Raw genomic sequence first — 16,293 nt, forward strand, 5'->3', positions numbered from 1 at the left:
AGATGTGTATACGAGACAGGACGGCGGCAGCCCGATGAGGGTCTCCCGACGCGGCTCCGACACGTCCTGCCAGGCCGACGGCACGGGCGTGGCGATGGGCGGAGCAGCCACCGGACCCGCCGCGCCCAGCTCCAGCGCCGGCATGGCCACCCGGTGGGTGCGCGACGGGGGCACGGGCGGCGGGCCTGCATGGGACGGGATCTGGGGCACCCCGGCACCGGCCTCCACCTCCGCCTCGTCCAGCAGCAGCTCCGGCGGCGGCGGCGGGACGCTGCTCATGGGCTCGTCGTCGTCCAGCGGGCGGCCAATGTGCGTGGCGTCCTCGGGCGCGAGGAGCTGATCGGCGAAGAACTCGTCCACCTCCGAGGCGAAGCGGTCCTGCAGGTCCCCGCCCACCACCCGCTCGCCCTGTTCGGTGAGCTTGAGCTGGGCCTCGCGGTCCATGGCGATGTAGTGGAACTTGCGCAGGAAGAAGAAGTAGTTGTCGAACTCCAGCGAGACGGACGGTTCGAGGGCGGCCTTCACGTCGGCCAGCTTGTTCGAGCGTCCCAGGCGGCCGTTCTCCCGCAGATTCTGCAGGATGAGCAGCGCCTCGCCACTGACGGTGTCACGATGGATTGCGGGCTTCGTCATGGGTGCGCGCGACTCTACGCGCCCCCGCCCCGCTGCTTCAACGTCTGCCGCGACGAACTACTTGATGCGCAGCAGCTGCTTCACCGTCTCCAGGACTTCCACGAACCGGACCGGCTTGCGCAGGTAGATGTCCACGCCCAGCTGCATGGCCCGGTCCTGGGCCTCCTTGCCGCCCGCGGAGATGGCGATGACCGGGATGGACTTGAGCGCCTCCTCCTCGCGGATGCGCTCCACCAGGGCAAAGCCGTCCATCACCGGCATGTAGAGGTCCAGCATCACCAGGCTGAAGCGGTCCTCGCGCAGCCGCAGCAGGGCGTGGTGCCCGTCCGGCGCGAAGTGGACCTCCAGCGGCACCTTGCCGTGCAGGTCGTTGCTCGCGAGCTTCTTCAGCACGTAGCTGTACATCTCGATGATGTGGGGGTTGTCCTCGACGATGAGCACACGGTACCCGTCCTGCTCGGAGGGGGTCGTCGCGCTGTCGTCCGGTTCCGCCACAGTCAAGAGATCACCCAGTCGCCGCCGATCCTGCTCGCTCTCCACACGGATGCCGACGCCCCCCGGCTGATCGGGGGCGGCCAGCCGCACCCAGGCCACGGTGCCGCCGACTTCTACCGGATCCAGCAGTCCCGGGAAAGAAAGTGCAAGCCGAAGCTCGTCCCCGACGACGAAGAGCTGCTCCGTCTGCACGAAGAAACCCCCGGCGGACAGGTTCTCCGTCACGTCCCGGAGCGGACGCCCATGCGGGTAGTCCACCCGGAGGATGGTGGGGATACGGGGGTGCTGCCGCTGGTCCGCAGGGTCCGGGCTCATAACAAGGGGTTGAAATCGCTCGGAAATTTGCTGATGGCGGTCCAGTCTACCGCCGAGGGTTTATGTTGACAACGAAGCCATTGCGGCAATACGTACGGCCCGCCATGGCGGAGCCCCTGTTCACTCCTGAAGAGCAGAAGAAGTTCGACGCGGGGATCGCGGAAATCCTCTCGCACTACCCCTCTGATCGCAAAAGCGCCGGGATGTTGCCCGCGCTTCGCCTGCTTCAGGACCTCAAGGGCTGGTTGCCGCCCGAAGGCCTGCGGTTGGTCGCGAAGAATCTGGAAGTCACGCCGGAGCGCGCCTACGAGGTCGCCAGCTTCTACGTGATGTACCACCTGAAGAAACCGGGCAAGTACGTCATCGACGTCTGCACCAACCTGTCCTGCTCGCTGTGGGGGGCGGAGAAGATGCTCGCCTACCTGGAGCAGAAGCTGGGCATGACGGCGGGGGAGACGAACGAGAAGTTCACCCTGCGCGAGACCGAGTGCCTGGCGTCCTGCGGAACGGCGCCCTGCCTGCAGATCAACGAGGACCACCACGAGCGCCTGACCCAGGCCAAGCTGGACGCCATCCTGGCCCGGCTGTCGTGAGTCGCCCCTCCTCCCCCTCGCTTTCCTAGGACACCCATCCATGGCCTCTACGGCAAAGGCGGTTGAACCCGTCATCTCGGCGGCCTGGGGCAAGCCCCAGTCCTGGACCCTGGACAGCTACCGTCAGCGCGGTGGCTACGACGGGCTCAAGCGGGCGCTCACGATGGAGCCTGCGGCCATCATCGACGAGGTGAAGAAGTCCAACCTCCGCGGGCGCGGCGGCGCGGGCTTCCCCACGGGCATGAAGTGGAGCTTCGTCCCCAAGGACAGCCCCAAGCCCAAGTACCTCGCGGTCAACGGCGACGAGTCCGAGCCGGGCACCTTCAAGGACCGCTACATCCTGGAGAACGACCCGCACATGATGCTGGAGGGCATCGCCATCGCGTCGTACGCGCTGGGCGTGCACACCTGCTACGTGTACCTGCGCGGTGAGTTCAAGTTCCAGGCGGAGCGCACCCAGGCGGCCATCGACGAGGCCTACAAGGCCGGCATCTTCGGCAAGTCCATGCTGGGCAAGGACTTCCAGTTGGACTGCTACGTCGTCCGCGGCGCCGGCGCGTACATCTGCGGCGAGGAGACGGCGCTGCTGGAGAGCCTGGAGGGCAAGAAGGGCTGGCCGCGCCTGAAGCCGCCCTTCCCCGCCGTGGTGGGCCTGTTCGGCAGCCCCACCGTGGTGAACAACGTGGAGACGCTCGCCAGCGTGCCCTGCATCCTCGCCAAGGGCGCGGAGTGGTACGCGAAGCTGGGCACGGACAAGTCGGGCGGCACGCACCTGGTGTGCCTGTCGGGGTCGGTGAACCGGCCGGGCGTCTACGAGGTGGGGATGCACACCACCATTCTGGAGCTCATCCACGACGACCAGTACGGCCAGGGCATGCCCAAGGGCCGCAAGGTGAAGGCGGTCATCCCGGGCGGGTCCTCCGCGCCGGTGCTGGGCGCGGACGAGCTGGACGTGGCGCTGGAGTTCGAGGCGCTGAAGATGAAGCAGACGATGGCCGGCTCCGGCGGCGTCATCGTGATGGACGACGCCACCTGCATGGTGCGCAGCCTGTGGCGCGTGGCCCGCTTCTACGCGGAAGAGTCCTGCGGCCAGTGCACGCCGTGCCGCGAGGGCACGCCCTGGCAGACGCGCCTCTTGCGCAAGATTGAAGAGGGCCGGGGCGAGCCGGGCGACATCGACATGCTGTCGAACGTGGCGTCCTCCATCGCGCCCTACCCGCCCATCGGCCTGGGCAACACCATCTGCGCGCTGGGCGACGCGGCGGCACTGCCCACGCACTCCTTCCTCATGCGGTTCCGGGACGAGTTCGAGGCTCACCTGCGGGAGAAGCGCTGCCCGTTCGGTGACCGCCCCTGGGGTTCCTACGGAGACTGGTCTTGAACATCGAGTTGGCTCTCTTCGGCGTTTTCGCCGTCATGACGCTGGTGTCGGCGGGGCTCGTCATCACGGCGCGCAGCCCCATCAACTCCGCCATGGCCCTGGTGTCGACGTTCTTCTTCCTGGCCGGCATCTACGTGCTCCTGTGGGCGCACACGGTGGCCGTCATGCAGGTGCTCGTCTACGCGGGCGCCATCATGGTGCTCTTCCTGTTCGTCATCATGCTGCTGAACCTGGGGGACGCGGCCCACCGCGGGCGCCCCACGGTGACGCGCATCCTGGGAGGGGCCTCCGCGTTCGGCCTGCTCGCCGTGCTGGCCGTGACGCTCGGCCGCACCCAGGCGATGCCCGCCGAACTGGGCCCCCAGGCCCAGGCGACGTTCGGCACCATGGCGGCCATCGGGCAGTCCATCTTCACCTCCTGGCTGCTCCCCTTCGAAGCCGTCAGCCTGCTGCTCCTGGTGGCGATGGTGGGCGCGGTGGTCGTGGCCAAGTCCCGGATCTGATCCCCGCCTTCGGACAACTTCTGCTAGATGGCGCGGGCGGGCTGGTGCAGCCGTCCGCCTGAAAGCCAAGAGCTTCCGCACATGGTCCCCATCACCTACTACCTCCTGCTGGCCGCCGCGCTCTTCTGCATGGGCATGTTCGGCGTGCTGGTGCGCACCAACGCGCTGGTCGTCTTCATGTGCGTGGAGCTGATGCTCAACGCGGTGAACCTCACGTTCCTGGCCTTCGCCCGCATGCACGGCGACGGCATCGGGCATGTGTCCGCCTTCTTCGTCATCGCCGTGGCGGCCGCGGAAGCGGCCATCGGTCTGGCCATCGTCATCGCGGTCTTCCGCAGTCGCGGCTCCGTGAACGTGGACGACATCCGGACGATGAAGCACTGAATCCCGTCACTCCCTGAGCCCATCCATGGACGGAATCGTCGAATTCTTCAGAACGGCACCCATCCCCCCCGAGGTGTTCGCACCCTCGCTGGGATTGATCATCCTGCTGCCGCTCCTGGGCGCGTTCGTGTGCGGCGTGTTCGGCAAGTGGCTGGGCCGGGCGAACGTGCACCTGGTGGCGTGCTCCGCCATCGCCGGCGCCTTCGTGCTGAGCCTGATGGCCTTCTGGGCCACCAGCGACGCGGCGGGCGGGCGCGTGGTGAGCATGCCCAACGCGTTCGGCCTGGACCGGGACGTGGTGCGCTACGCCATCGCGCATGACTACGGCACCTGGTTCGCCGCGGGCGACTTCCGCGTGAACTTCGGCCTGCTGGTGGACCACCTGTCGGGCATCCTGCTGCTGGTCATCACCGGCGTGGGCTTCCTCATCCACCTGTACTCCACCAGCTACATGGAGCACGACGACGGGTACTGGCGCTTCTTCGCGTACCTGAACCTCTTCGTCGCCGCGATGCTGACGCTGGTGATGGCCGACAACCTGGTCCTGCTCTTCGTGGGCTGGGAGGGCGTGGGCATGGCCAGCTACCTGCTCATCGGCTTCTGGTACACGGACAGCGCCAAGGCGTGGGCCGGCCGCAAGGCGTTCGTCACCAACCGCATCGGTGACTTCGCGTTCCTCATCGGCACGTTCCTGCTCATCCTCACGGTGAGCGCGTTCAACCGCCAGGCGGACGCGCGGGACTACGCCGCCGCGGGCAGCGCGAAGGCACGCTACGAGCAGGGCCTGTCGGAGAAGGGCCCCGTCACCTTCAAGGGCCTGGAGAAGATGGCCCTCGCCCTCCCGGAAGGGGTGGGCGGCGCGGTGTCCCTGTCCACGCCCATCGAAGCGGGGCCACTGTCCGGCTACACCTTCGGCGGCGTGATGACGGCCACGATGCTGCTGTTCCTCCTGGGCGCCGCGGGCAAGAGCGCGCAGCTGCCGCTGTACGTCTGGCTGCCGGACGCGATGGCCGGCCCCACGCCGGTGTCCGCGCTCATCCACGCCGCCACGATGGTCACGGCGGGCGTGTACCTGTTCTGCCGCATGAGTTCGCTCCTGGTGCTCTCCCCCACCGCCATGGCGACCATCGCCATCGTGGGCGCGCTCACGTCGCTGCTGGCGGCGCTCATCGCGTTCGCGCAGGACGACATCAAGAAGGTGCTCGCCTACTCCACGGTGTCGCAGCTGGGCATCATGTTCATGGGCGTGGGCATGGGCGTCTTCTGGGCGGCCGCGCTGCACCTGGTGACGCACGCGTGCTTCAAGGCCTGCCTCTTCCTGGGCGCCGGCAGCGTGATGCACGGCAACGGGGATGAGACGGACATCAAGAAGCTGGGCGGCCTGTGGAAGGAGATGAAGTGGACGCACGCCACGTTCCTCGTCTCCACGCTGGCCATCACCGGCATCATTCCGCTCTCCGGCTTCTTCTCCAAGGACGCCGTGTTCCACGGCGTGCACCACAACCACCTGCACGAGCTGCACTGGGTGTCGGGGCTGGTCTACGCGCTGGGCCTGGTCATCACCGCGTGCACGGCGTTCTACATGTCGCGCGTGTACCTGCTGACCTTCACGGGCCGGCGCTCCCCGGAGGCCAGGGTGGCGCACGCGCACGAGAGCGCGTGGCACATGACGCTGCCCCTGGTCATCCTGGCGTTCCTCAGCGTCGTGACGCTGGTGTACGCGCTGCCGCTGATGCCCCGCTCCGGCGGCGGCTTCCAGCCCCTGTTCGAGAACTTCCTGAGCCCCGTGCTGCGCCCGGCGGAGGCCGTGGCCCGCGCGGCGAAGACGGTGGTGCTGGACAACAGCACGCCGGGCTTCGTGGACTACCTCATCGCGTGGATGGTGGCCCTGTCGGGCGGCGCGACGGCGGCGTTCCTCTACCTGAAGTTCTTCCCCGCCCAGGTGGGCAAGCCGGTGCCGGCGTTCGCCCGCGCGGTGCGCCGCACGGCGCAGAACAAGTTCTACGTGGATGAGCTGTACGAGTTCATCCTCATCCGGCCGGTGAAGTTCGTGGCCTTCATCCTCTTCCGCGTGGTGGACGCGCTCGTCATCGACACGGTGCTGGTGCGCGGCACCGCCTACGTGACGGAGAAGGTGGGCTTCGGGCTGCGCCGGCTCCAGACGGGTGACGCGCAGGCCTACGCCGCCATCATGGCGCTCGCCATCCTGGGCGGCGCGGTCTACGCCCTCCTGCAGGTGCTTTCATGAGCTTCTTCGACACCCACCTGTTGAACGTCGTCATCTACCTGCCGCTCGTGTTCGCGGCGCTGGTGCTGATGCTGCCCGCCACGGAGCACGGGCAGGTCCGCACCATCACGTTCGTGGGCATGCTGCTGGACCTGGTGTTCGGCGTCTGGGCGTACTTCCGCTTCGAGCCCTCCGGCGCGGAGTTCCAGATGGAGTACCGCGTCCCGTGGTTCGAGCAGTTCGGGATGAGCTACCACCTGGGCGTGGACGGCCTGGCGGTGAGCCTGCTGCTGCTCACGGTGTTCCTGGGCCCGCTGGTGGTGCTGGCCTCCACCACGTACATCCAGCACCGCATCAAGGAGTTCCACCTGGCGCTGCTGGTGCTCCAGACGACGATGCTGGGCGCGCTGGCGTCCATGGACGTCCTGCTCTTCTACATCTTCTTCGAAGCCATGCTCATCCCCATGTACCTGCTGGTGGGCGTGTGGGGCGCCGAGGACCGGCGCATGGCCGCGGTGAAGTTCTTCCTCTACACGCTGGTCGGCTCGCTGCTGATGCTGGTGGCCATCGTGGCGCTGTACTTCGTGAGCGGCGCCCCGGGCACGCGCTCGTTCGACTACGGCACGCTCTACAACAACCTGCTCGCCGCCAATCAGCAGCTGGCCGCGTGCGCCAACGGACCTGAAGGCGCGTGCGCGTCGCTGACGGGCCTTGCCGCCACGCTGCACACGTATGGCCCGTGGATGTTCGCCGCGTTCGCGCTGGCGTTCGCCATCAAGGTCCCGATGTGGCCGGTGCACACCTGGTTGCCGGACGCGCACGTGCAGGCGCCGGTGGCGGGTTCCATGATCCTGGCCGGCGTGATGCTGAAGATGGGCACCTACGGCTTCTGGCGCTTCGCGATTCCCCTCTTCCCGGTGGCGGCCCAGGCGGCGCGGCCGTTCCTCGCGGTGCTGGCGGTGATTGGCATCGTGTACGGGGCGCTGATGTGCCTGGCGCAGCGGGACATCAAGAAGCTCATCGCGTACTCGTCCGTCAGCCACCTGGGCTACTGCATGCTGGGCCTCCTGGCGGTGACGACCGAGGGCGCCACGGGCAGCGCGTACCAGATGCTGAACCACGGCGTGTCCACGGGCGCGCTGTTCCTCCTGTTCGGCTTCCTCTACGAGCGCCGCCACACGCGCCTCATGTCGGACTACGGCGGCATCGCCAAGGTGATGCCGGTGTTCACCGCGGCGTTCGTCATCATCACGTTCTCGTCGGTGGCGGTGCCGGGCACCAACGGATTCATCGGTGAGTTCCTGGTGCTGATGGGCACCTTCAAGAGCACCCTGCCCATGGGCTTCGGCGCGTTCGCCACGCTGGGCGTCATCCTGGGCGCGGCGTACATGCTGTGGATGGTGCAGAAGGTGTTCTTCGGCGGCATCACCCACCGGGAGAACCAGCACCTGCGCGACATGAACATCCGCGAGATGCTCACCACGGCGCCCTTCATCGTGCTGGTGGCGGTGATGGGCCTGATGCCGCAGCCCTTCCTGGACCGCATCGCCCCGTCCACGGACCGCTACGTGGCGCGCGCCAGCGTGGGCGCTCCGGGCGCCCCCCAGGCGAAGGACGACCAGCTGCGCGTGGAGGTGATGTCGCTGCCCTCCACGGCCACCGTGGCCCGCCCCTCCGTTCCCGCCGCGCCGCTCGCCGCGCGCGAGTAGGCCCCGAAAGACTCCATGAACCTGCCAAACCTCACCCTGGCGGATTTCCTCCCCCTGCTGCCCGCCATCATCATGGTGGTGGCGGCCTCCGTCCTGCTGCTGTCGGAGGTGTTCCTCTCCGCCACCGCGTCCCGCGGCTACCAGGCGGTGCTCACCGTCGTGGCGGCGCTGGCCAGCGGCGCCGTGGCCGTGGGCCTGATGTTCGAGCCTCCGCAGGAGGTGTTCCTCGGCTTCGGCGTGTTGGACCCCTTCTCCAGCTTCCTCACCCTGGTGGTGAGCGTGGGCCTGGGACTGGCGGCGCTGAGCGCGGTGGGCTTCCTGCGCAAGCGCGGGGCGGAGCGCGGTGAGTTCTACGCGCTGATGCTCTTCGCGTCCGCGGGCATGAGCCTGCTGGCCATGTCGACGGAGTTCATCACCATCTTCATCAACATCGAGGTGCTCTCCATCGCGACGTACGCGCTGACGGCGTACCTGCGCCGCGGCACCCGGCCGAGCGAGGCGGGCTTCAAGTACTTCATCCTCGGCGCCTTCTCCTCCGCCATCCTGCTGTACGGCACGGCGCTGCTGTACGGGGCCACGGGCACGACGAAGCTCAACGACATGGTGGGCCCGCTGCAGCAGGCGCTCGCCACCAACCCGGCGCTCGTCTACGTGGGCGCGGTGCTCATCGCCGCGGGCTTCGCGTTCAAGGTGGCGGCCGTTCCGTTCCACATGTGGACGCCGGACGTGTACGAGGGCGCCCCCACGCCGGTGACGGCGCTGATGAGCGCGGGCGTGAAGGCGGCGGCGTTCGCCTCGCTGGTGCGCGTGTTCCTCACGGTGGGCAAGGGCATGGACCCCAAGCTGCCGCTGATGCTGTTCGCCACGCTGGCGCTGCTCACCATGGTGGCCGGCAACCTGATGGCCATCCCGCAGCGCAACGTGAAGCGCATGCTGGCGTACTCCTCCATCGCCCACGCGGGCTACCTGCTGTTGGGCGTGGCGGCGCTGTTCGTCACCGCGCCGGGCGAGAGCTTCCGCGTGCTGTCCGCCTCGTCGCTGACGGGTGGGACGCCGCTGGACGTGGCGCGCTCGGACGCGCTGCGCGGCATCCTGTACTACCTGCTGGCGTACACCTTCAGCGCGGTGGGCGCGTTCGCGATGGTGTCCGCGCTGGAGCGCCGCGAGGACGAAGAGAAGGGCACCGCGTGGGACCTGGAGCGCTTCGCGGGCCTGGCGCAGCGCCGGCCGGGCTGGGCATTCGCCATGGCGGCCTTCATGCTGTCCCTGGGCGGCATCCCCCCCACCGTGGGCTTCATGAGCAAGCTGGTCATCTTCCAGGCCGCCATCGACGTGGGCCTCGTGGGCCTCACCATCGTGGCGGTGCTCTCCAGCGCCGCGGGCGCGTATTACTACCTGCGCGTCGTCGTCTACATGTTCATGCACCCCGTCCCGGAGGGCGCGCAGCCCCTGGAGCGCAACTGGGGCACCGAGGCCGCGCTGGTCATCTCCACCGTGGCCGTCATCCTCCTGGGCATCCTCCCCGGCCACGTCACCGAGTGGCTCGCCCAGGCAGGCACGCTGTTCGGCCAGTAGCTCCTGCTTCCGGAGCGCCCGCAGCACCCGACGCCCGTCGCGGCCCCCTGGCCCGGCGGGCGTTGTCGTTGCGGGCTCGCCAGGGCGCGTGACGCAGGCTGGCAGCGGATCCGCGTGACGCAGGCTGGCAGCAACGCATCAGCGGCACCCCATGCGGCGTCACGGGCCGGCGCGCGTTGCAGAAGTGAAATGGGCGGAGGGCGCTGCGAAGATGCCTGGAGCGGAAAAGAAGGCGGCCCGGCACCCGGAAGGGTGTCGGGCCGCGGGTCTTCTCAAGGTGACACACCGGAAGTGCTGAAAGGGTGGGGGGGAACCACTTTCAGCCTCGCTTCGATGCGTCCCGGACCTAAGCCTTAGCAGGTGCCATGCCAGCCGCTTCGCGAAGCGAAACTCCAAGGTTCTCGGGCACTTGGACGAGAGCTCAACACTCCCGCCCCCACCCTTCCGCATTGCAGGGCTGAAATCACGTTTCAGATTTGAAAAGGCCCAACAAATCCAGGGGTTTGTTTTTTTCAACCTTGAACGGGCCCGATTTCGGATCTGCACTCACCCTTGGGAGGGGTGCGACATGGGCTCCGGGGGCCTACTCGCGGGCGTCGGCGGGGGGCCGGAGGTTGAGGCGCTTCATCTTCCGCCACAGCGTGGTGGAGGAGACGCCCAGCTCGTCGGCCACGCGGGCCAGGTCCACGCCGTGGCGCTCCAGGGCCTGGACGATGGCGCGGCGCTCGGCCTCCTCCACCACCTCCGCCAGCGTGGGGCCGGACGACTCCGGGCCGGTGGCGCGGGCGTCCGTGGGGGGCAGGCCCGGGGAGGCCGCCGGCAGCACGCGGCCCTGGGGGCGCAGCGGGAAGTCCTCGGGCAGCAGCTCATCCGCCTCCGCCAGCGCGGCGGCCTGCTCCACCAGGTTCTCCAGCTCGCGCACGTTGCCGGGGAAGTTGTACGTCATCAGGTGCTCCACGGCGGTGGCGGACAGGCGCCGGGGCCGGGGGCTGCGGAGGTTGGAGCGCTGCAGGAAGTGCTCGGCCAGGGCGGGCACGTCCTCCAGGCGCTCGCGCAGCGGGGGCACGCGCAGCATCACCACGTTGAGGCGGTAGTAGAGGTCCTGGCGGAAGCGCTTCTCCCGCACCTCCAGCTCGATGTCGCGGTTGGTGGCCGCGGCGATGCGCACGTCCACGCGCAGCGCGGTGGACTCGCCCACGCGGCGCACCTCTCCGTCCTGGAGCGTGCGCAGGAGCTTGGACTGGAAGGTGGGGCTCGTCTCCGTCACCTCGTCGATGAAGAGCGTGCCGCCGTCCGCCTCCTCGAAGAGGCCCCGGCGCGTCTTCACCGCGCCGGTGAAGGCGCCCTTGGCGTGGCCGAAGAGCTCGCTCTCCAGGAGCGTCTCGCTGATGGCCGCGCAGTTGACGGGCACGAAGGGCTGGCCGCTGCGGCGGCTGTGGGTGTGGAGGGCGCGGGCCACCAGCTCCTTGCCGGTGCCGCTCTCGCCCTGGATGAGGACGGTGGCGTCACTCTGCGCGACGCGCAGCAGGCGCGTGGTGAGTTCGCGCATCGCCTGGCTGCGGCCCACCAGCGCGGACAGGCCGTGGCGCTGGTTGAATTCGGTGGCGAAGTTGTCCACCGCCTTCTGCAGCTTGGCCCGCTCCAGGGCGCGCTCCACGCGGTAGCGCAGCTCGCCTTCCTTGAAGGGCTTGGTGACGTAGTCGTACGCCCCCAGGCGCATGGCCTCCACGGCGCTCTCGATGGAGCCGAAGGCCGTCATCATGATGGCCTGGAGGCGCGGGGCCACCTCCAGCCCGCGCTTGAGCAGCGTGAGCCCGTCCATGGGCTCCATCTTCAGGTCCGTGAGCAGCAGGTCCACCTGGCCCTGGGAGAGGACGCCCAGGGCCTCCTCGCCGGTGGCGGCCTCGGACACGGTGTAGCCCTCACCGCGCAAGAGCAGCGCGGTGGTGGCGCGCATGTTGCGCTGGTCGTCCACCACGAGGATGCGTCCTCGGGGAATCGGCGTGGTCGCGTCGGTCATGGGAAGGACAGGGGCTGCGTGAGCGGCAGCCGGAAGGTGAAGGTGGTTCCGCGTCCCGGGGCGCTCTCCACCGCGATTTCACCGCGGTGCTCCTCCAGGATGCGCTTCACCACCGCGAGCCCCAGGCCGGTGCCCTGGGCCTTGGTGGTGAAGAAGGGTTCGAAGACGCGGTGGAGCAGCTCCGCGGGGATGCCCGGCCCCTGGTCCGTCACGTCGATGCGCAGCTGCTCCCGGCCGCCGTGCGCCTCGCGGCGGGCCTTCACCTGCAACTGGCCGCCCTGGGGCATGGACTGCAGGGCGTTGACGGCCACGTTGACGAGCGCCTGGCGGATGAGCCGCCGGTCCATGGGCACCAGGGGCATGCCGGGCTCCACCTCCGAGTGGATGTGCACCGGCCGCTCCGTGGCACCCAGCGCCTTCGCCGCCTCCAGCGAGTCCTGGAGCACGCGCGGCAGGTCCTCGTTCTGGAGCACCGGGTTGCGCGGGCGGGTGTAGTCCAGCAGGTCGCCCACCATCCGGTTGAGGCGGTCGCTCTCCTCCACCAGGATGTCCATCAGCATGGCGGCGTCCCCTTCCAGCTTCATGATCCGCCGGAGCGAGGCCACCGCGTTGAAGATGACCCCCAGGGGGTTTCGCACTTCGTGCGCGACGATGGCGGACAATTCGCCCAGGGCCGCCAGGCGCTCGCGCTTCACCATCTCCGCGCGGGTGGCGGCCAGCTCCGCGTAGCTGGCCCAGAGGGACTCGTAGAGGCGCGCGTTCGCGATGGAGAGCGCGAGCTGGCCGCAGGTGGCCTCCGCCAGGTCGATGAGCTCCGGGCCGAAGGGGCGCGGGCCGCGCACGTCGTCCACCATCACCACGCCGATGAGCTCCTCGCGCGACGTGAGCGGCAGGCACAGCAGGGCCTTCTCTCCCAGGCGCTCCACGAGCACGGTGCTGGCGGACGCGCCGCCCCGGGACAGGTCCTCGATGGCGATGGGCTTGCGCTCCCGGGCCACGCGCGCGGCCAGGTCGTCGCTGTCGAGCGGCACCACCACCGTGCGGAACAGGTCGCGGTGCGCCGCCGACGCCGCCGCGCCCCGGAGCACCTTGGCCTGCTCGTCGTAGAGCAGGATGAAGCAGTTGGACACGTCCAGCAGGTGCACGAGGAAGTCGGACGCGACGTCCAGGATGCTCGCCGTCTCCAGCACGCCGGACGTGGTGCGCGCCAGGTCCAGCAGCAGGCGCGTCTCGGTGAGCTGGCGCGCGGACTCGGCCTTGAGGCGGCGCCGCTCCAGCAGCATCACCAGCAGCTCCGCGAGCGTGCCCAGCAGGCGCGCGTCGCGCGCGTCGAACGGCTTCTCCTTCTGCCGCAGGGCCTGCACCGCGCCCACGTCCTCCCCTCCCCGGGTGAGTCGCGCCGCCGCGCCACAGCCGAAGAGGCCCCCGGACAGCGCCTCCAGCGCGCGGCCCTGGGCGTCGGAGGACAGCACGCCCCCATCCTCCCGCAGCGACGCGGCCAGCAGCACGCCGGTGAGGCGCTCCGGGTCCCCACCCTCCGGGTGCCCCTCCAGGCCCACGTGCGCGAAGAGCCGCGAGGGCTGGCCCGGCTCCGGGGCGACGTGCAGTGCCACCGCGCGGGCGTGGAGCAGGTCCGCCATCCGGGCGAGGAACGTCTCCGGCGGCGGGGGCACCGGCTGCGCCACGAAGCGCGCCATCTCCGCCACCGCATCCACCTCCCAGCGGCTGCGCGCGCCGTCCGCCTGGAGGTGCGCGTCCGCGAGCGCGGCGCCCACCACCTTCGCGAACAGCGTCAGCACCGAGCCGTGCCGGGGCGCCACCCACGGCCCCGCCACCCACAGCACCTCCGCTTGCGGCCCGCCCACGGGGAGATACGCATGCGTGGGCTCCGCCTGGTCCGCGCCGCCGAACACCGGGCGCCCGTCCGACAGTGCCTCCAGCGCGAGGTGCGCGTCCGCGGGCGGGGACACGCCGTCACGCACCACCAGCCGCGTGCCCTCCCAGCGCAAGAGCCGCGCCCGGAAGCCCGCGCGCTCCAGCCCCTCCAGCGCCACGCGCCGCACCGCCTCTTCCGAGCGCGCGGACACGAGCCCCGCGGAGGTGTCCACCAGCCCCTCCGCCACCGCCAGCTCCAGCGGCCGGTGCGGCTGGAGGAGGCAGTTGAGGAGCAGGCCGTAGCCGCCGCCTTCCAGTTGCAGCTCCGAGGCCTGCACGGACACCTCGCTCATCCGTCCCTGGAGGCTCGTCACCCGGTAGAGCTGCGTGCGCCCGTCCAGGGGTGAGCCCTTCGCCAGCCGCTGGTAGCGCTCCGCCAGCCGGCTGCGCTCCTCCGCCTGCACGAAGTCCAGGAAGGAGTGGCCCTCCACCTCCTCGCGGGACAGGCCCAGCAGCCGCACGTACGCGTCGTTGGCCACCCAGACGCGGCCGGCACCGTCCAACACCAGCACGGGGTTGGAGAAGGGCTCCACGAGGGCCCGCAGGTCCCTCTGGCTGTAGGTCTTGGGACTCATCCGCGACGCAGCACCCGTTTGTCACCCACCCGGAGCGTCACCTTCTCCCGGTCGAAGTACTCCGACAAGGGGATGATGAACTTGCGGCTCTGCCCGACCAGGTCCTTGAAGCCCTGGGTGGTGATCTCCTTCTGCTCCCGCAGGTGGGCCACCAGCCGCTCCCGCAGGGCCGCGAGCGCGTTCGCGTCGAAGCACAGCTCCTCGCTCACGCGCACCCCGGTCCCCTGCGCCACCAGGACCTTCAACAGCTCCTGGAGCTTCTCCGGGGACAGCCCCAGCTTGCGCGCCAGCTCGGTGACGGTGGGAGGCGCCAGGCCCGCTGCGGACAGCTCCGCCGCCAGGCGCGTGCGCGCGGCCTCGTCCCCCAGCGTGAGCGTGCGGCCCCGGCCCTTCAGGCGCACCACGTCCTTCTCCGACTCCACCTTCCCCGCGTCCACCAGCGCCTGCACCACGCGCTGGAACAGGCGGGCATCCAGCTGCGCGGAGAGCCGCTGGCGGAGCTCCTCGCGCGACAGCCCCTCGCGCATCGGTTCGCGCTCGTGGAACGCGGCGAGCAGCGCGAGCGACCGCTGGCGCAGGCCCTCGAACACGTCGTGCGAGACGTAGAGCCGCTTCTCGCGGTCCACCAGCAGCACCTGGCCCTTCGCGCCCAGCAGCTCCAGCGTGCGCGCCAGCACCTTCGGCCCCAGCCCCGAGCGGCCGAACAGCTCCGTCTGCATCAGCCCCGCGTAGCCCGCCTGTCGCAGAAGCCACGCCACCTGCCCGGCCGCGTCCGCCTCCAGCAGCGGCCGCACCACCGCGGATGCGCCCCGGCGACGTCGCGGCGGGGTGATGGACAGCACGCGTCCTCCGGCCACCGTGGCGCCCCGGCCCGGCAGCGCGCGCGAGCCTCGCAGGATGAAGCGCTGCCCCACGAGCGCGCCCACGGGCGACTGCAACCGCAGCTGCGCGAGCGCCGTCTCCCCGGGCGCCAGCGTGTCCAGGTCCAGGAGCGCCACCGTGGCCTCCACCTGCGCGGTGCCCAGGTGCAGGAGCAGCTTGCGGCGCTTGGCGAGCGGGGCCTCCGCGGCGGGCAGCAGCGTCAGCTCCACATCCAGCATGGACGTCTCCGGTAGCTCGCCCGCGCGCGTGAGCACCATGCCCCGGTGCACATCCTCCGTCTCCACGCCCGTCACGTTCACCGCCGCGCGCTGTCCGGCCTCCACGCGCGTCACCGGCTGGCCGTGGACCTGCACGCCCCGGACGCGGAAGGGGCCGGCCCTTCCTCCCGCCTGCGCCGGCAGGAGCGCTACCGCGTCGTCCACCGCCAGGGTGCCGGACAGCAGCGTGCCCGTGACGACCGTGCCGAAGCCCTTGATGCTGAAGGCGCGGTCCACCGGCAGGAACATGGGCCCCTCCGCGGGGCGCTCCGGCAGCGTCGTGCCCGCGCGGGAGAGCGCCGTCTTGAGATCGCCCAGGCCCGCGCCCGTCCTGGAGGACACCGGCACCACGGGCGCGCCCTCCAGGAAGGTGCCCGCGGTGAGCGCGGCGAGGTCCGCCTCCACCAGCGCGCGCCAGTCATCCCCCAGCGCGTCGAGCAGGTCCGACTTGGTGAGCGCGACGACGCCCGCCTTCACGCCGAGCAGCCGGCAGATGTCCAGGTGCTCGCGCGTCTGCGGCATGACGCCCTCGTCGGCGGCCACCACCAGCACCGCCAGGTCCACGCCGCCCGCGCCCGCGGCCATGGCCTTCACGAAGCGCTCGTGGCCGGGCACGTCCACCACGCCCGCCACCTGCCCGTCGTCCAGGGGCAGGTGGGCGAAGCCCAGCTCCAGCGTGATGCCCCGGCGCTTCTCCTCCGGGAGCCGGTCGGTGTCGATGCCGGTCAGCGCCTTCACCAGGGACGTCTTGCCGTGGTCGATGTGCCCCGCCGTCCCGATGATCATCGCCGCGTCAGCGCCCCGGTCCT

The 16,293-nt window shown here is 70.0% G+C and carries 11 protein-coding genes and 1 pseudogene; 7 read left to right on the forward strand and 5 right to left on the reverse strand.

Going from position 1 to position 16,293, the window contains the following annotated elements; translation table 11 throughout:
* Nucleotides 1-633, reverse strand: a pseudogene (locus tag D7X12_RS12445) (serine/threonine-protein kinase); the annotation flags it as partial.
* A gap of 57 nt (nucleotides 634-690) precedes the next feature.
* Nucleotides 691-1,443 (reverse strand): TIGR02266 family protein, encoded by a 753-nt coding sequence (locus D7X12_RS12450; protein WP_120625492.1) that lies wholly within the window; start codon nucleotides 1,441-1,443, stop codon nucleotides 691-693.
* Nucleotides 1,444-1,547: 104 nt separating this feature from the next.
* On the opposite strand from D7X12_RS12450, the gene D7X12_RS12455 reads away from it, so the two are divergent.
* From D7X12_RS12455 to D7X12_RS12485, 7 genes are all read left to right on the forward strand, one after another.
* Nucleotides 1,548-2,036 carry an NADH-quinone oxidoreductase subunit NuoE family protein gene (locus tag D7X12_RS12455; protein ID WP_120611775.1) on the forward strand — a complete coding sequence of 163 codons (489 nt, stop codon included), beginning with the start codon at nucleotides 1,548-1,550 and terminating at the stop codon, nucleotides 2,034-2,036.
* Nucleotides 2,037-2,076: 40 nt separating this feature from the next.
* A complete protein-coding gene (gene nuoF / locus D7X12_RS12460) occupies nucleotides 2,077-3,417 on the forward strand; it encodes an NADH-quinone oxidoreductase subunit NuoF (RefSeq protein ID WP_120625493.1) in 1,341 nt (446 codons plus the stop codon).
* Nucleotides 3,414-3,920 (forward strand): NADH-quinone oxidoreductase subunit J family protein, encoded by a 507-nt coding sequence (locus D7X12_RS12465; protein ID WP_120625494.1) that lies wholly within the window; start codon nucleotides 3,414-3,416, stop codon nucleotides 3,918-3,920. Before nuoF ends, D7X12_RS12465 begins: the two co-directional genes overlap by 4 nt.
* Nucleotides 3,921-4,001: 81 nt before the next feature.
* Nucleotides 4,002-4,304, forward strand: coding sequence for an NADH-quinone oxidoreductase subunit NuoK (gene nuoK / locus D7X12_RS12470; RefSeq protein ID WP_120535510.1), 303 nt, complete (start codon nucleotides 4,002-4,004; stop codon nucleotides 4,302-4,304).
* A gap of 25 nt (nucleotides 4,305-4,329) precedes the next feature.
* Nucleotides 4,330-6,552 (forward strand): NADH-quinone oxidoreductase subunit L, encoded by a 2,223-nt coding sequence (gene nuoL / locus D7X12_RS12475; RefSeq protein WP_120625495.1) that lies wholly within the window; start codon nucleotides 4,330-4,332, stop codon nucleotides 6,550-6,552.
* The gene (locus D7X12_RS12480; protein ID WP_120625496.1) at nucleotides 6,549-8,240 is read left to right on the forward strand and encodes a complex I subunit 4 family protein; all 1,692 of its coding nucleotides are present in this window, start codon (nucleotides 6,549-6,551) and stop codon (nucleotides 8,238-8,240) included. The genes nuoL and D7X12_RS12480 overlap by 4 nt, the downstream gene beginning before the upstream one ends.
* Before the next feature lie 15 nt (nucleotides 8,241-8,255).
* Entirely contained in the window at nucleotides 8,256-9,815 is a 1,560-nt protein-coding gene (locus D7X12_RS12485) for an NADH-quinone oxidoreductase subunit N (protein WP_120625497.1), read from the forward strand.
* Between the two features lie 583 nt (nucleotides 9,816-10,398).
* Here D7X12_RS12485 and D7X12_RS12490 read toward each other — a convergent pair.
* Genes D7X12_RS12490 through selB form a run of 3 tightly spaced genes read right to left on the reverse strand, consistent with a single transcriptional unit; the run spans nucleotide 10,399 to nucleotide 16,270 of the window.
* Complete coding sequence (locus D7X12_RS12490; RefSeq protein ID WP_120625498.1) at nucleotides 10,399-11,835, reverse strand: sigma-54-dependent transcriptional regulator; 1,437 nt, start codon at nucleotides 11,833-11,835, stop codon at nucleotides 10,399-10,401.
* Complete coding sequence (locus D7X12_RS45010) at nucleotides 11,832-14,345, reverse strand: ATP-binding protein (RefSeq protein ID WP_120625499.1); 2,514 nt, start codon at nucleotides 14,343-14,345, stop codon at nucleotides 11,832-11,834. Before D7X12_RS45010 ends, D7X12_RS12490 begins: the two co-directional genes overlap by 4 nt.
* Nucleotides 14,342-16,270, reverse strand: coding sequence for a selenocysteine-specific translation elongation factor (gene selB, locus D7X12_RS12500; protein ID WP_120625500.1), 1,929 nt, complete (start codon nucleotides 16,268-16,270; stop codon nucleotides 14,342-14,344). The genes D7X12_RS45010 and selB overlap by 4 nt, the downstream gene beginning before the upstream one ends.
* Nucleotides 16,271-16,293 lie beyond the last annotated feature (23 nt).

The sequence above is a fragment of the Corallococcus sicarius genome (assembly GCF_003611735.1).
Classification (GTDB): Bacteria; Myxococcota; Myxococcia; order Myxococcales; family Myxococcaceae; genus Corallococcus; species Corallococcus sicarius.

What these genes read in the sequence shown, in the direction of transcription:
- nuoF (WP_120625493.1), top strand. Translation starts at nt 2,077, where the DNA reads ATGGCCTCTACGGCAAAGGCGGTTGAACCCGTCATCTCGGCGGCCTGG.
- D7X12_RS12455 (WP_120611775.1), top strand. Translation starts at nt 1,548, where the DNA reads ATGGCGGAGCCCCTGTTCACTCCTGAAGAGCAGAAGAAGTTCGACGCG.
- D7X12_RS45010 (WP_120625499.1), bottom strand. Translation starts at nt 14,345, where the DNA reads ATGAGTCCCAAGACCTACAGCCAGAGGGACCTGCGGGCCCTCGTGGAG.
- D7X12_RS12490 (WP_120625498.1), bottom strand. Translation starts at nt 11,835, where the DNA reads ATGACCGACGCGACCACGCCGATTCCCCGAGGACGCATCCTCGTGGTG.
- nuoL (WP_120625495.1), top strand. Translation starts at nt 4,330, where the DNA reads ATGGACGGAATCGTCGAATTCTTCAGAACGGCACCCATCCCCCCCGAG.
- D7X12_RS12450 (WP_120625492.1), bottom strand. Translation starts at nt 1,443, where the DNA reads ATGAGCCCGGACCCTGCGGACCAGCGGCAGCACCCCCGTATCCCCACC.
- D7X12_RS12485 (WP_120625497.1), top strand. Translation starts at nt 8,256, where the DNA reads ATGAACCTGCCAAACCTCACCCTGGCGGATTTCCTCCCCCTGCTGCCC.
- D7X12_RS12480 (WP_120625496.1), top strand. Translation starts at nt 6,549, where the DNA reads ATGAGCTTCTTCGACACCCACCTGTTGAACGTCGTCATCTACCTGCCG.
- selB (WP_120625500.1), bottom strand. Translation starts at nt 16,270, where the DNA reads ATGATCATCGGGACGGCGGGGCACATCGACCACGGCAAGACGTCCCTG.
- nuoK (WP_120535510.1), top strand. Translation starts at nt 4,002, where the DNA reads ATGGTCCCCATCACCTACTACCTCCTGCTGGCCGCCGCGCTCTTCTGC.